This is a genomic window from Caproicibacter fermentans, assembly GCF_009746625.1.
GTDB classification, from domain to species: domain Bacteria; phylum Bacillota; class Clostridia; order Oscillospirales; family Acutalibacteraceae; genus Caproicibacter; species Caproicibacter fermentans.
Genome location: NZ_VWXL01000047.1, coordinates 1 through 14,926, shown reverse-complemented (window position 1 = coordinate 14,926; position 14,926 = coordinate 1). Strand labels below are relative to the sequence as shown.

Genomic DNA, 14,926 nt, shown 5'->3' with positions numbered 1-14,926 from the left:
AGGGATTATTCATGGGTGGATTTATTGTCGGCATTGTTATTATTCTTTTGGTAATCATCCTGCTGATTTCAAACATCAAGGTGGTGCCGCAGGCTCACGCTTATGTGCTGGAGCGTCTCGGGGCCTATCATGTTACCTGGAACACCGGTTTGCATATCAAGGTTCCGTTCGTTGATAAAATTGCAAAAAGGGTTTCGCTGAAGGAGCAGGTCATTGATTTTCCCCCTCAGCCGGTGATTACGCAGGACAACGTGACGATGCAGATCGATACGGTGGTCTATTTTCAGATTACGGATCCCAAACTGTACGCGTACGGCGTGGAACGTCCACTTTCCGCAATAGAAAATCTGTCCGCCACAACGCTGCGGAATATTATCGGCGATCTTGAATTAGATAAAACCCTGACGTCCCGCGACACCATCAACACGCAAATCCGTACGATTTTGGACGAGGCGACCGACGCATGGGGCATCAAGGTCAACCGAGTGGAACTGAAGAATATAATTCCGCCGAAAGAAATTCAGGATTCCATGGAAAAGCAGATGAAGGCCGAACGTGAGCGCCGCGCCCAGATTCTTACCGCAGAGGGCGGAAAGCGCAGTGCGATCCTGATCGCGGAAGGCGACAAAGAGTCCGCTATTTTGCGCGCCGACGCCGCGAAGCAGACCAAAATCCTGGAAGCACAGGGTCAGGCGGAAGCGATTATGCTCGTGCAGAAAGCCTTGGCCGACAGTATTGTTTTACTGAATACCGCCAATCCGGCCGAGAACGTGATTGCGCTCAAGAGTCTGGAAGCGTTCCAGAAGGCCGCGGACGGAAAGGCGACCAAAATTATCATTCCGTCCCAGATTCAATCCCTGGCAGGGCTTGCCACTTCGCTGAAGGAGTTGGTTGTTGACGCTCCAATGGGCGGGCAGACGGGTAAGTCTGCACAAAGTTAATTCTCACTTGATTTGTATTCCTTGCTAAAGAGTCGAAAAAACATTCCTTAGGAAGGGAACAGTTGAATTTGTTGTTGGAATCCCCTACAATAATAGGGCGAGGATTTCGGAGGTGGATGCAATGACAGGGTTGGGAAAAAATCGGGCCCAAAAGATTTCTGTCGGTGCTGTCCTTGCCGGGTGTGTTAAAATTCTACAGTAGAACTGCAGGCTGCGCCGGAAAAAGGCGCAGCCTTTTTCCGTTTCGGAGTCCGGCAGCCGTTTTTCTTCCGCCATTCTCGTCAGCAGTGTCCGCCAGCCTTCTGTTTTTAGACAGATAAAGGAGAATAAAAATGCAGAATATGAAAAAGGTAGCCGTGATAATGGGAAGCGACAGTGATTTTCCGGTTGTCTCGGCCGCGGTCAAAAAGCTCAAGTCCCTTGAAATCCCATGTGAGGTACATGTTCTTTCCGCACACAGGACACCCGCCGAGGCGGCTGAATTTGCAAAGAATGCCAAAGCGAACGGTTTCGGCGTCATGATCGCCGCTGCCGGGATGGCTGCGCACCTGGCAGGTGTGCTTGCGGCCTACACCACTCTGCCGGTCATTGGAATTCCGATGAAATCTTCCGCTCTTGAAGGGCTGGACGCGCTGCTCGCGACCGTACAGATGCCCGGCGGAATTCCGGTCGCGACCGTAGCGGTCAACGGCGCGGAGAACGCGGCTGTCCTTGCGGCGCAGATTCTCGCCCTTGGAAATGATGAGCTGGCGGAAAAGCTGGAGCAGATGAAACGGCAGATGAGCGAAAAGGTTGCCGCGAAAGACGCGGCGATTCGTGCGCAGGCAGAACAGCTCTGAAAGGGTTAATCAAGCAGATTGATGGAGGAAAGAATGAAAAGTTACAGTGAAAGTTACAAGGCGGCCGGTGTGGACGTGACGGCGGGATACCAGGCTGTGGAACGGATGAAAAGCCATGTGGCAAGAACGAACATACCGGGAGTCCTTTCCGGCATCGGGGGATTCGGCGGCTTGTTCCAGCCGGATCTTTCCGGAATGAAAGCTCCGGTTTTTGTCAGCGGTACCGACGGGGTGGGAACCAAGCTGAAGCTTGCGTTTTTAATGGACAGGCATGATACGATCGGGATCGACTGTGTTGCCATGTGTGTGAACGACGTGGTCTGCTGCGGTGCAAAACCGCTGTTCTTTCTGGATTACTTGGCCGTGGGCAAAAATCACCCCGAAAGTATTGAGAAAATCGTATCCGGCGTCGCGGACGGCTGCGTTCAGGCCGGGTGTGCGCTGATCGGCGGAGAAACCGCGGAGATGCCCGGTTTTTACCCGGCAGACGAATATGACCTTGCCGGATTCACGGTCGGCGTTGTAGACCGCGAGAAAATACTGGACAGTACTTCTGTCCGCCCCGGGGACGCGCTGGTCGGATTGGAGTCCTCCGGACTGCATTCCAATGGGTTTTCACTGGTGCGCAAGGTGTTCAATATCGGGGATCGGAACGTGAATATGCAGATCGGCGATCTAGGCTGCACCCTGGGCGAGGAGCTGCTCAAGCCGACGAAGATTTATGTCAAACCGATGCTTGAATTAATGCGGCAGATCCCTGTCAAGGCGGTTTCCCATATTACGGGCGGCGGATTTTATGAAAATGTTCCGCGTATGCTTCCGGCGGGCGTGACGGCCCGAATCGAAAAAAACCGTCTGCCGCAAATGCCGGTCTTTGCTCTTTTGCAGCAGCAGGGAAATATCCCGGAGCGCGACATGTACAACACCTTCAACATGGGAATCGGAATGTGCGCCGCCGTAGCCCCGGAGAATGCCGACCGGGCGGTGAAATTCCTGAACGCGAACGGAATGCCGGCTCGTGTCATCGGTGAAATTGCCGAAGGCGGGGAAGGCGTCGAGCTATGCTGAACATTGCCGTTCTTGTCTCCGGAGGAGGAACCAACCTGCAGGCGCTGATCGACGCGCAGAAAGCCGGTAAAATACCGGGCGGAAGGATTACTCTGGTTGTGTCAAGCAGAGAAGACGCCTATGCCCTGACCCGCGCGGAACAGGCCGGGATCCGTACCGAGGTGCTGCGGCGGCGCAGCTTCTCCGAACAGGATGATTATGATACGGAACTGATCGGCCTGCTGGAGCGGGAACACATCGGACTCATCGTACTGGCCGGTTTCATGACAATCATCAGCCCGCGCGTGATTGAACGCTACCGGAACCGGATGATCAACATCCATCCGTCGCTGATTCCGGCTTTTTGCGGGGAGGGCTGCTACGGCTTGCGGGTGCATCAGGCCGCGCTGAAAAAAGGGGTCCGGGTGACGGGCGCTACGGTTCATTTTGTCAATGAGGTCTGCGACGGCGGCCCGATCATTTTGCAGAAGGCCGTGGAGGTTTTGCCGGGGGACACTCCTGAGACCCTGCAGCGGCGCGTCATGGAGCAGGCGGAATGGAAGCTGCTGCCGAAGGCGGTTGCTCTGTTCTGCGCGGGGTTTCTGGAAGTTGAAAACGGCGTTGTGAAGATAAAGGGGGATTTGCCATGCAGCGAATGAATTTAGCGGAATATCTGGGTTCCAATCCTTACCCGGGAAGAGGAATTCTTCTCGGAAACAGCGAAGACGGAAAGTATGCTGTTATTGCCTATTTTATCATGGGACGCAGTGAAAACAGCCGGAACCGGGTCTTCGAGGAAGAAGGGCAGGGCATTCGGACACGGGCGTTCGACGAGTCAAAGCTGAGCGACGCATCCCTGATTATTTACTCCCCGGTTCGGGTATCGGGGGCTTTTACGGTTGTGACAAACGGAGATCAGACGGACACGGTCTGCGAGTATCTGGAGGCGGGCAAATCATTTGTAGAAGCGCTGCGCACACGTACTTTTGAGCCGGATGCCCCGAACTACACACCCAGAATCTCCGGACTGGTTCAAACGGAGGGCGGGCTCCGGTTTACCCTTTCGATTTTAAAAAGCTGGGACGGGTCGCCGGACTCCGCGCACCGCCAGTTCTTTGAATACAATTCACCCGCCGCCGGGGAAGGAAGAATCATCCATACTTATTCCGGCGACGGGGATCCGCTCCCTTCCTTTGAGGGCGAACCGGTCCGGGTCGCGCTGGAAGGCGGAATAGACGAACTGACCCACGGAATCTGGAACGCTTTAAACGAAGACAATAAAATTTCGCTGTTTGTCCGTTTTATCAACCTGAAAACAGGACTGACCGAAACAAGAATCCTGAATAAGAACCGCTGAGAGGGAGGAACTGGAATGGCAAACGAACTGATGCTGAAATACGGCTGCAATCCGAATCAAAAGCCCGCCAGAATTTTTATGGAAAACGGCGGACCGCTGCCCGTTAAAATTCTGAACGGCCGTCCCGGCTATATCAACTTTATGGACGCATTCAACAGCTGGCAGCTGGTGCGGGAATTGAAAGCGGCCTGCGGTCTGCCGGCGGCTGCTTCCTTTAAGCATGTCAGCCCCGCAGGAGCGGCGCTGGGGGTGGAACTGTCCGACACGGTCAAAAAGATTTGTTTTGTCGACGACCTGGAGCTCTCTCCGCTGGCGTCGGCGTATGCCGCGGCGCGCGGCGCGGACCGGATGTCCTCCTACGGCGACTTTGCTGCTCTGTCGGACGTCTGCGACGAACAGACGGCCCTTGTGCTGAAGCGGGAGGTATCCGACGGTGTGATCGCCCCCGGATACACCGAAAAGGCGCTGGAAATTCTCAGGTCAAAGCGAAAAGGCACGTACAATATCATTCAAATTGACCCGGATTACAGGCCTGAGCCGGTCGAGCATAAGGATGTGTTCGGAGTCACATTCGAGCAGGGCCGTAACGAAGCGGTGATCGGCCCCGAGCTTCTGGTCAATATCGTCACAAAAAATCATGAAATCCCGGATGAGGCGAAGCGTGACCTCATCCTGTCACTCATCACGCTGAAATATACGCAGAGTAATTCCGTGTGCTACGTGCAGGACGGAAGAACCATCGGCGTCGGCGCCGGACAGCAGTCCAGAATTCACTGCACGCGCCTTGCGGGGAATAAAGCGGACAACTGGCTGCTGCGTCAGCACCCGAAGGTGATGGGGCTTCCGTTCGTCGCCGATATCCGCCGTCCGGACCGCGACAATACCATCGACGTTTATATCTCTGAGGATTCCGCGGATGTGCTTGCGGAAGGTGTCTGGCAGAACTTCTTTACGGTTAAGCCCGAACCGCTCACACGGGAGGAGAAGCGGGACTGGCTGAACCGGCAGACCGGCGTGTCCCTTGGCTCCGACGCGTTTTTCCCGTTCGGGGACAACATTGAGCGCGCGCACCGGTCCGGCGTTTCCTATATTGCGCAGCCGGGAGGCTCGATCCGCGACGACAACGTGATTGAGACCTGCGATCAATACGGAATCGCAATGGCGTTCACCGGCCTTCGCCTGTTTCATCACTGACCGGCTGAAAACGAAAGCGGGGAGAATCATGAAAATATTGGTGATCGGCGGCGGCGGCCGCGAGCATGTTTTAGTAAGAAAACTAAAAGAAAGCCCGAAAGCGGAAAAAATCTACTGCGCGCCGGGAAACGGCGGAATCTCCCGCGACGCCGAATGCGTCCCGATTCCCGCGATGGATGTTGCGGGCGTCGTAGCCTTTTCCAAGCGGAATCAGATCGATCTGGTTGTTGTCGCGCCGGATGATCCGCTTGCGGCAGGAATGGTGGACGCGCTGGAAAACGCGGGAATCCGGGCGTTCGGCCCAAAAGCGGATGCGGCGGAGATTGAAAGCAGCAAGGTGTTTTCCAAATACCTGATGAAAAAATACGGAATTCCAACGGCGGATTATGAAGTGTTCGACCAACCGGACAAGGCGCTTGAATCGATTCGTAATCGCGGAAAATTTCCCACCGTCATCAAGGCGGACGGACTGGCGCTTGGCAAGGGCGTAATCATCGCCTCCGATTTTTCAGAGGCGGAGGCGGGAATTAAGACGATTATGGAAGATAAGGTTTTCGGTTCCTCCGGAAACCGTGTGGTTGTTGAAGAATTTCTGATCGGCCCGGAGGTCTCCATCCTCGCTTTTACGGACGGAAATTGCGTTCGCCCGATGGTTTCCTCGAAAGATCACAAGCGCGCATTGGACGGAGACAAAGGCCCCAATACCGGCGGAATGGGGACAATCAGCCCGAATCCGTACTACACGCCGGAGCTTGCCGAACGCTGTATGAAAGAAATTTTCCTGCCGACGGTCCGTGCGATGAACGAAGAAGGCCGCCCGTTCAAGGGCTGCCTGTATTTTGGCCTGATGCTGACGCGGGACGGTCCGAAGGTGATTGAATACAATTCCAGGTTCGGCGACCCGGAGGCTCAGGTAGTGCTGCCGCGGCTGAGAACCGACCTTGTCGAGATTATGGAGGCCGTCGTGGATGAAAAGCTGGAACAGCAGCCGATCGAATGGAGCGACGAAGCCTGTGCATGTGTAGTCATGGCATCCGGAGGGTATCCGGTTCAATATCAAAAAGGCTTTGAAATCACCGGCCTCGATAAAAACGGGCAGGCGGAGGACGCGACGGTCTACCATGCCGGAACGTCGTATCGGGACGGGAAGTTTTACACCTGCGGCGGGCGCGTGCTCGGAGTAACGGCTCTTGGCACGGATTTGCCCCGGGCGCTGGAAAAAGCGTATCGGGCCGTGTCCGGAATTCATTTTGAGGGCGCGCACTATCGGAATGATATCGGAAAGTAAAATGCAGAATAAAGAGCCGCGCTGCTTCCTGATTTGAAAGGCAGCACGGCTCTTCCGGATGAAAGGCCCGCAAAACAGCTCAGTGTTTTGCGGGCCTGTGTTTGGGCTTTTAAAATTTATTTCGCCAGCGCTCTGCTGAGCCAGACATCCGCAAGATCCATGGCCAGGTACAGACCGTTTTTTTCGCTGGTCTTTACAATCTGTTTCCGGTTCCGCACAGTCTGATCCGTCAGCATCAGCTGAATGCCGACCCGATCCGCCACGTCCAAGTCCTTGACTTTCTTCTTGCTTTTTATTTCCAGCCTGACGACATAACGGTCCTTCATGCTTCCATAATAAATCACATCTCCGCAGCGTACCAACGGTTTTCCCTTATAGGTTGGAAACTGCGGTTCCCCGTCATTTTGCTTGTCTGCCATTCGCTGTCGACCTCCTCTTCTTCATTCGTTCGGGCTTTATTCGCCCAGATAGGATTTTACCAATACCTGCAAAAGCTCGTCGCGGTCAATTCTGCGAATCAGGCTCCGCGCATTGTTGTGAGTCGTAATGTAGGTGGGGTCCTCTGAAAGAATATAACCCACAATCTGATTAATGGGGTTGTATCCTTTTTCCTTCAGAGCGTCATATACGGTTGTGAGGATTTTCTTAATGCCTTCCTCCCGGTCGCTTCCAAGTGAAAAAGTCACCGTTTTATCGAGCATAGGAACACCTCCAGTATTGTTCATCATACAACAACGTGCGATGAAATGCAAGAAATAAATTGTGAACTAGGAGCGCAGGATGGCCCCGATGTTTTCAAGCTCCTTTACGGCCCGGGTCATCGCCGCCGTAATCTGTTCTTCCGTCAGCGTGCTGTCCGGGGAACGCAGCACAATCCGGAACGCGACGCTCTTTCTGCCCTTTTCAATTTGTTCTCCACGGTATACGTCAAACAGTTCGATTCGTTCAAGCAGGGAGCCGGCACCGATACGGATAGCCTTTTCGAGAGACATAACGGGAGTTTTATCCTCACAGATTAAAGCAAGGTCTCTTGCCACGGCCGGAAATTTGGGAAGCGGACGGTAGGTTTTATCCATGCCGGCGTTTTGGAACAGAGAATCCACATCGAGCGTAAAGCTGACTGCTCTGCAATCCATCCCGTAGTTTTCCATTACTTTCGGGTGGATTTCCCCGATGATGCCCAGCGGATTGCCGCCAATGGATAAAGCGGCGCACCGGCCGGGATGATAGGCGAATTCCTCCGTCGCGGCGGAAATGTCCCATTCTGTTACATTAAGCTTTTCCAGAAGGTCTTCTACCATACCTTTTGCGGTGAAGAAATCGGAGCCGTTCCCGTACATTCCGCAGATCAGCTCCAGTTTTTCCTCAGGCAGCTGCTCCGCCGAGGTCGGATGGTATTCCGTCGCAAGTTCGTAAAGGCACGCGGAGTCGTTCCGGTTGTTGTAATTGCGGGAGAGAATCTCCATCATAGAGGGCAGGGCGGTTGTGCGCATAATGCCGGTGTCCTCTCCGAGCGGATTTGAAATCACGATGGAATTCCGCAGCGGAGAATCCGCGGGCATCCGGATTTTATCGTAATATTTCGGGCTGATAAAGGAATACGTCATGATTTCGCTTGCCCCGAGCGCCAACATGGTGTCGCCGATCAGCTTTTCGAATTTCTGCCTGGCGGTGTATTTGCCTTGGGCACCGCCGCTGAGCGCGGTAGATGCAATTTTGTCGTAGCCGTAGAAACGCGCGATTTCTTCCGCAATATCGGCTTTATGAACCAGGTCGGGCCGGAAAGAAGGAACCAGAATTTCGTCGCCGTCAAATTCGCAGTCCAGCTTGGAAAGGATTGTTTTCATTTTCTCCGCGCTTAGGGATATGTCGAGAAAACGGTTGGTCCAGTCCGGCTCAAAGCGAATTCTGCGGCGCTCGGGGGAAAAATGGCGGTCTTCAAGGATGCCGTCGGTTACGTCGCCGGCATCCAGCAGTTCCACCAGCTCGCACGCGCGGTCAAGCGCAGGAATGCAGTTGTTGGGGTCCAACCCTTTTTCATACAGGGAGGAAGCATCCGTGCGCATGCCGAGGTCGCGCGCGGTTGTGCGGACCGACGGGCCCTTGAAGCAAGCTGATTCGAAGACGATCGTCGTGGTGCCGTCCACAATTTCGCTGTTTTCGCCGCCCATCACGCCCGCAACGGCAATGGCCCGGTTTTCATCCGCAATCACAAGATTCTTTTCACGCAGCGTGCGGGGGGTGCCGTCCAGCGTCATGATTTTTTCACCTTCCTTGGCCCGGCGCACGGTGATTTTATGTCCCTGAATAAACCGGTAATCAAACGAGTGCATCGGCTGGCCGTATTCCAGCATGACGTAGTTTGTAATATCGACGATGTTATTGATCGGGCGCACGCCCATCGCACGGAGACGTTCGCGCAGCCAGCGCGGTGAGGGCTTGACCCTGACGTTTTTCACAACCCGCGCGGAATACATGGGACAAAGGTCCGGCGCTTCCACCGAAACGCTTATCATCTCAGCGCCGGAACCGTGTCCGCCTTTGACGGCGGGGGTGTGAAGCTTCAGCGGCTTATGAAACGTTGCGGCGGCTTCTCGGGCAAGGCCGATGACAGAGAAACAGTCCGGCCGGTTGGAGGTGATTTCGAATTCCACGACGGTGTCGTCAAGACCGATCGCCTCCTGAATCGGCTGACCCGGACGGCAGTCCTCCCGAATGACAAAGATTCCGTCTTCAATCGCATATGGAAAATCATGTTTGGTTAACCCGAGTTCTGAAAGGGAGCAGAGCATGCCGTTGCTTTCTAGCCCGCGCAGCTTGCCTTTTTTAATCTTCTTGCCGCCCGGCAGACACGAATTGTGAAGCGCGGCAGGCACCAGATCGCCGACCTTCAGGTTCTGCGCTCCTGTAATAATCTGAAGCGGTTCACCGCTGCCGACGTCGGTCATGGTAATCCACATGTGGTCGGAATCCGGGTGACGTTCCAGAGAAAGAACCTTTCCGACAACGACGTTTTGAATTTCGTCGCCCTCTTTCCGCCAGCTTTCAACTTTGGAGCCGCTCATAGTCATCGCTTCCGTGAAAGAGCGGATCGGCATATCAGGAAGCTCTACAAACTCCTTGAGCCATTTCATTGACAAATCCATTCCAATTCCCCCTTAAAACTGATTCAGGAATCTAACGTCGTTTTCAAAAAAGAGACGCATGTCGTCCACCTTGTATTTGCGCATGACAAGGCGCTCCAGCCCCATGCCGAACGCAAAGCCGCTGTACTCTTCCGGGTCGATGCCGCAGTTTGAGAGTACCTTCGGGTGAACCATGCCGCAGCCAAGAATCTCAATCCAGCCCTCTCCCTTGCACAGGCGGCAGCCCTCGCCGTGGCAGTGAAAGCACTGCACGTCGACTTCTGCGGAAGGCTCCGTGAACGGGAAGTGGTGCGGACGGAACCGCACGACGGAATTTTCGCCGTACATCCGACGGATGAGAGTTTCCAGCGTGCCCTTCAGGTTTGCAAAGGTAATCCCTTGATCGACGACCAGTCCCTCAATTTGATGGAACAGCGGGGAATGGGTCGCGTCGACGGCATCGGAGCGATAGACGCGGCCGGGGGAGATAATCCGGATGGGCGGCTTCTGCTTTTCCATCGTGCGCACCTGAACGGGTGAAGTCTGCGTCCGCAGGACAATGTTGTCGTTGATGTAAAACGTGTCCTGCGTATCGCGCGCGGGGTGGTCTTTCGGAATATTCAGAGCTTCAAAATTATAATAGTCGAATTCCACTTCCGGACCGCTGACAATGTCGAATCCCATTCCGATAAAAATTTCCTTGATTTCATTCAGCTCCAGATTCAGCGGGTGAGGGTGGCCGAGCTTGTGGCGCCTGCCCGGCAGGGTGATGTCGATCTCCTCTGCTTTCAGCCGAAGCGCGGTTTCTGCCTCGTGAAGTTCTTTCGCACGGTCCGTAAGCTCCTTTTCAATCAGCGTGCGAAGCTCGTTCGCGAACTGCCCGATGACAGGCCGTTCCTGTTCCGAAAGATTTTTCATCTGTTTTAAAATTGCGGTCAATTCACCCTTTTTTCCAAGATATTTAATTCGCAGGCTTTCAAGGCTTTGGCGGTCCTGCGCCTGTTTCAGCTCCGTTTCCGCCTTTTTGCGCAGAAGCTCCAGCTGTTCTTTCATTTCGGCTTCATCCTTTCTTTCGGTGAAAAATAAAAAACGCTTTCCTCCCGCAAGGGACGAAAGCGCAAAGCTCCGTGGTACCACCCTGTATTTGTACTCTGACAGCCTGCTAACGGTGCCGCCCGTTGCGGCCTACTGCGAATGGTTCAGCCGCACCGCTCCAAAGGGAACTTCGCCAGTCTTATCCGCAAACGTGCTTTCAGCCGGTGACACGTTCTCTCTGCGCGGAAGAAAAGAAAGGTTACTTCCTTTATCACAGCGTTTGATTTCTGTAAGACATAATATAACACGAATGTTGTCCGAATGCAAGAAAAATATCCGCAGAAGCCGGCTTAAGCAGGAATTCGAGGAAAATGGAGGGCATTCATTGTAAAGAATTCATCCCTGTGCTAAAATAAGGGAAAAGAATTGTCAGGGGGAGAAGAATGGACATTTTTGTGGAGCAGCTGATTAAAAAGAAATTCGGGATAAAAGACTATTTGTTTATTTTCGGAATTATTGTGCTTGGAATCATCCTTGTGCTTTTATCCGTGATCATTCTGCCGCCGATCGCTATCTTGGTTCTGGCCGGGGTTTGCTACGGCGCCTATTATCTGATCACATCGCGGAGCATTGAATATGAATACAGCGTTACGAACGGAGATATCACGGTCGACAAAATCATTTATCAACGGAAACGGAAACGGGTCATTTCCGTGGATGCCCATACGGTGGAGGAAATGGGAAAATATGACGCGCAGAAGCTGCGTGAAAAGAGTTTTGCTTCCCGTATCGTCGCATCGGAACGGGAAGACGGTTCCGACGCATGGTATTTCTGCGCCCGGGATTCCAAGTTGGGGAATGTCCTGGTCGTTTTCAGCCCGGATGAAAAAACACTGACGGCAATTCGGCCTTTCTTGCCGAGACAGGTGGCGAGAGATGCTTTTGATCGGTACTGATCTGGTTGAAATCGCCAGAATCAGAAAATCCATGCGGAATCCTTTGTTCTGCGCGAGAATTCTTGGGAAATCGGAGTATGAGCAGCTCGCCCGGCGGGGTTTTCCGGCTCAAAGTGTCGCCGCCAGCTTCTGCGCGAAAGAAGCGTTTTCAAAAGCGGTCGGAACGGGCCTGAGCGGATTTTGCCTGCGGGAGGCGGAGCTTCTTCGCGGACCGAACGGCAAGCCGAGGCTTCAACTGACGGGGAAGGCGGCTCATCTGGCTGAAAATATGCGCTTCTCCGTCAGCGTGACACATACCGCTGAAACAGCCGCCGCCACGGTGGTCGGCTGGAATGAAAAATCAGAGATGCAGATTTCGGAGGAGCGGGACGTACCGGAGGGAAGAAGAATACTTCTGAATATGCTGAAGCCGCGCGGGCCGGAGAGCAATAAGGGCTGCTACGGGCGCCTTTTATGCGTCTGCGGCAGCGAAGGAATGGCGGGCGCGGCGGCGATGAGCACACTGTCCGCGCTCCGGTGCGGCACCGGAATTGTGGAAACGGCCCTGCCGCGTTCCATCTATCCGATTGTCGCTTCCCTTGCTCCGGAAGCGGTGTTTACGCTGCTTGACGCCTCGCCGGGCGGAGATTTGGCGGACCGGGACCTGGAATCACTGGATTCGGCGTTGTCCCGGGCGAGCGCGTGCCTTGTCGGCTGCGGCCTGGGGAAAAGCCCTTTTGCAAGAAGAACGGTTTCGAGAGTTCTTCAAACGGCGGATGTTCCGCTTGTCCTTGACGCAGACGGAATAAATATTGTGTCGGAGCATATAGATGAACTGAAAACAGTCCGCGCTCCGCTCGTGCTGACACCGCACCCCGGCGAAATGGCGCGTCTTCTGAGGACTACCCCGGAAGAGGTTCAGAAAAACCGGGAACTGTTCGCCCGTTCGTTTGCACGGGATTTGGGGGTTATTCTGGTCTTGAAAGGCTTTGAAACCCTGGTCGTTTCCCCTCAGGGAAAGCTGTATCGGAATACGACAGGAAATCCCGGGATGGCCAAGGGCGGAAGCGGCGATGTGCTGGCGGGTATGATCGCGTCCTTTGCGGCGCAAGGGGTCGACCTGTTTTCCGCGGCTGCCGGCGCGGTGTATCTGCACGGCCTTGCCGGGGACCGCTGCGCGGGGACTTTGTCCCAATGCGCCATGCTGCCGACCGACCTGATCGGAAAGCTGCCGGAGTTGTTTTTGGAATTAGGGCGGTAGCTGCGTTCCGCCCGCTTTTTGGGGGGGTGCCTTTGCGCCGGAATATGATCGCAGCAGCCGCCGCGCTGTGCCTGCTGCTGGGCGGCTGCGCAAAGTCCAGAATCGGTGTCGAGGATCTGGACTTTCAACTTGATTGTAAAGCGAACGTGCATTATTCGGGGGGCAGCGTCACATGCTCTTTTCAGCGCTTGGGTCCGGAAAACGCGGCGCTGGAGATTCTTTCGGGCGGGCCGGAGGGACTTTGCTGGAACTGGAACGGCGACGGATTCACGGCAACGTTTCAGGGGCTTGCCGCGGGCGGCAAGGATTGCGTGCTTCCGCAGGATTCTTTCGCGGCCGTGATGGTACATACGCTTGATCAGGCGGAAAAGCCGGGCTCCCTGATTCCGACCCATGACAATGAGTTTTCCGGAAACGCGGGGTATGATTACACGCTGACGGCTGACCCTGAGACCGGAAAAATAAAGACGCTCAGCGTGCCGGACTGCAATGTTACGGTGGATTTTTACGATTACGCGGAAAAAACGATTGAAGTGGACTTGAATCTTGCCCCTGAACCTGATTGATAAAATTAAATCACAAAAAACCGTTGAAATTTTCGACGGTTTTATTTTTTGGGGTTTGACCTGATGAGTACGGCGACCGCTACTGTCAACAAAGGTACTCCGTTAATATTATATAACAGGCTCCGCAGAACGAATAAATCTTTCAAAGAATGTCAATACTATTCGCGGAAATCCAAAATCTGCTATATCATTTATTTTCGGAGTGTGAAAAAATGAATATTCGAAGAGGCGATATCTATTATGCCGATCTCAGTCCGGTGGTAGGGTCCGAGCAGGGCGGAGTGCGGCCGGTACTGATCATACAGAATAATATCGGGAACAGGTTCAGCCCGACCGTGATTGCCGCCGCAATCACCAGTCAGCGCTCAAAAGCGAATCTGCCTACGCACATCATGCTCAATGCCAGTACGACCGGACTTGCAAAGGATTCAATCGTGCTGCTCGAGCAGGTGCGGACAATCGATAAGCACAGACTGAAAGAACGTATGGGACGTCTTGACAACAAGGCGATGTTAATGGTGGATCAGGCCTTGTCTATCAGCTTCGGCCTCAACGAACAGGAACCGGTGCGGCAGGCTACATAGACCGCCTGATTTACGAAAGACAACGTCCGGCAACGTATAAAATATTGATTCTGCCGGATACTAAAAACACAATTTTTAAAAAGGAGTGTGTTTTTAGATGATCTCTGAAAAAGAGCTTTCGGCAATTGAAGATCAGCTCGCTCACGAGCATGTCTTGATTACAAAGTACAACGCGTACTCACAGATGTGCTCCGACCAGGAGCTAAAGCAGAAATGCAGTTCGATTGCGCAGAAGCACCAGTGCCATTTCGACAAGCTAATGGGATTTTTAAATTCTTAAAAAGGGAGGAACATTCAGGATGAATTTCAATCAGAATCCGGGCCAGGTCAGCGGTACTCAGGTCAGCAGCCCCATGGGGGAAAGAGAACTCATGGATGATGCGCTGGCTTCTCAGAAATATATGACGGACACCTACAACACTTACACGAATGAATGTGTTACGCAAAATGTCAGGGACGAATTTATGAATATTCTTTCCGAAGAACATCAGATTCAGTCCGAGGTTTTTGACACCATGAAAAAGCGCGGCTGGTACAATGTTCCCGACGCCCAGCAGCAGAAAATTCAACAGGCAAAACAGAAATTCCAGAGTCAGAGTTCTCAGGGCTGACCTGGTTGAATCGGGGGGGGGTGTTGCAAAATGAAAATTTTGCAACACCCCCGTTTATGTTGAAAAGTGATCTAAATACGAAGCTTTTGTTGAAAACTTTGCGAGACAAATCGTCGAAATAGGAATAGCAATGCTAAGCTCCG

Annotated in this window: 17 protein-coding genes and 1 other annotated feature; of the genes, 13 read left to right on the top strand and 4 right to left on the bottom strand. The window is 53.6% G+C overall.

The window, feature by feature from the left end; genetic code table 11:
* The first annotated feature begins 11 nt into the window (after window positions 1-11).
* From CAFE_RS06830 to purD, 7 genes are all read left to right on the top strand, one after another.
* Window positions 12-941 carry an SPFH domain-containing protein gene (locus tag CAFE_RS06830; RefSeq protein ID WP_066642472.1) on the top strand — a complete coding sequence of 310 codons (930 nt, stop codon included), beginning with the start codon at window positions 12-14 and terminating at the stop codon, window positions 939-941.
* 341 nt (window positions 942-1,282) lie between these two features.
* Window positions 1,283-1,780 (top strand): 5-(carboxyamino)imidazole ribonucleotide mutase, encoded by a 498-nt coding sequence (gene purE / locus CAFE_RS06825; RefSeq protein WP_066642627.1) that lies wholly within the window; start codon window positions 1,283-1,285, stop codon window positions 1,778-1,780.
* A gap of 33 nt (window positions 1,781-1,813) precedes the next feature.
* A complete protein-coding gene (purM, locus tag CAFE_RS06820) occupies window positions 1,814-2,848 on the top strand; it encodes a phosphoribosylformylglycinamidine cyclo-ligase (RefSeq protein WP_066642466.1) in 1,035 nt (344 codons plus the stop codon).
* Complete coding sequence (gene purN / locus CAFE_RS06815) at window positions 2,842-3,486, top strand: phosphoribosylglycinamide formyltransferase (protein ID WP_066642463.1); 645 nt, start codon at window positions 2,842-2,844, stop codon at window positions 3,484-3,486. Before purM ends, purN begins: the two co-directional genes overlap by 7 nt.
* Window positions 3,474-4,184: an IMP cyclohydrolase gene (locus CAFE_RS06810; protein WP_066642460.1), complete on the top strand. Its 711-nt coding sequence runs from the start codon at window positions 3,474-3,476 to the stop codon at window positions 4,182-4,184. Before purN ends, CAFE_RS06810 begins: the two co-directional genes overlap by 13 nt.
* Before the next feature lie 15 nt (window positions 4,185-4,199).
* Complete coding sequence (locus tag CAFE_RS06805; protein ID WP_066642458.1) at window positions 4,200-5,378, top strand: phosphoribosylaminoimidazolecarboxamide formyltransferase; 1,179 nt, start codon at window positions 4,200-4,202, stop codon at window positions 5,376-5,378.
* Between the two features lie 28 nt (window positions 5,379-5,406).
* Window positions 5,407-6,666, top strand: coding sequence for a phosphoribosylamine--glycine ligase (gene purD / locus CAFE_RS06800; RefSeq protein ID WP_156990171.1), 1,260 nt, complete (start codon window positions 5,407-5,409; stop codon window positions 6,664-6,666).
* Between the two features lie 116 nt (window positions 6,667-6,782).
* Here the strand turns inward: purD and CAFE_RS06795 are convergent, their stop codons facing one another.
* The 4 genes from CAFE_RS06795 to pheS form a co-directional block, all read right to left on the bottom strand.
* The gene (locus CAFE_RS06795; RefSeq protein WP_066642454.1) at window positions 6,783-7,085 is read right to left on the bottom strand and encodes a hypothetical protein; all 303 of its coding nucleotides are present in this window, start codon (window positions 7,083-7,085) and stop codon (window positions 6,783-6,785) included.
* Between the two features lie 36 nt (window positions 7,086-7,121).
* Window positions 7,122-7,367 (bottom strand): IreB family regulatory phosphoprotein, encoded by a 246-nt coding sequence (locus CAFE_RS06790; protein ID WP_066642453.1) that lies wholly within the window; start codon window positions 7,365-7,367, stop codon window positions 7,122-7,124.
* Between the two features lie 66 nt (window positions 7,368-7,433).
* Window positions 7,434-9,812: a phenylalanine--tRNA ligase subunit beta gene (pheT, locus tag CAFE_RS06785; protein WP_156990170.1), complete on the bottom strand. Its 2,379-nt coding sequence runs from the start codon at window positions 9,810-9,812 to the stop codon at window positions 7,434-7,436.
* Window positions 9,813-9,824: 12 nt separating this feature from the next.
* Entirely contained in the window at window positions 9,825-10,844 is a 1,020-nt protein-coding gene (gene pheS, locus CAFE_RS06780; protein ID WP_066642450.1) for a phenylalanine--tRNA ligase subunit alpha, read from the bottom strand.
* 49 nt (window positions 10,845-10,893) lie between these two features.
* Window positions 10,894-11,110: a binding site (T-box leader), on the bottom strand.
* Between the two features lie 159 nt (window positions 11,111-11,269).
* Here pheS and CAFE_RS06775 point away from each other — a divergent pair.
* From CAFE_RS06775 to CAFE_RS06750, 6 genes are all read left to right on the top strand, one after another.
* A complete protein-coding gene (locus CAFE_RS06775; protein ID WP_066642445.1) occupies window positions 11,270-11,782 on the top strand; it encodes a DUF6106 family protein in 513 nt (170 codons plus the stop codon).
* The gene (locus CAFE_RS06770) at window positions 11,763-13,022 is read left to right on the top strand and encodes an NAD(P)H-hydrate dehydratase (RefSeq protein WP_066642442.1); all 1,260 of its coding nucleotides are present in this window, start codon (window positions 11,763-11,765) and stop codon (window positions 13,020-13,022) included. The genes CAFE_RS06775 and CAFE_RS06770 overlap by 20 nt, the downstream gene beginning before the upstream one ends.
* 32 nt (window positions 13,023-13,054) lie before the next feature.
* Window positions 13,055-13,588: a hypothetical protein gene (locus CAFE_RS06765; protein WP_066642440.1), complete on the top strand. Its 534-nt coding sequence runs from the start codon at window positions 13,055-13,057 to the stop codon at window positions 13,586-13,588.
* Window positions 13,589-13,800: 212 nt separating this feature from the next.
* On the top strand, window positions 13,801-14,172 hold the full coding sequence (locus CAFE_RS06760) for a type II toxin-antitoxin system PemK/MazF family toxin (protein WP_066642437.1): 372 nt from the start codon (window positions 13,801-13,803) through the stop codon (window positions 14,170-14,172).
* A gap of 97 nt (window positions 14,173-14,269) precedes the next feature.
* Complete coding sequence (locus CAFE_RS06755; RefSeq protein WP_066642434.1) at window positions 14,270-14,452, top strand: ferritin-like domain-containing protein; 183 nt, start codon at window positions 14,270-14,272, stop codon at window positions 14,450-14,452.
* 19 nt (window positions 14,453-14,471) lie between these two features.
* A complete protein-coding gene (locus CAFE_RS06750; protein WP_066642431.1) occupies window positions 14,472-14,783 on the top strand; it encodes a spore coat protein in 312 nt (103 codons plus the stop codon).
* Window positions 14,784-14,926: the final 143 nt, after the last annotated feature.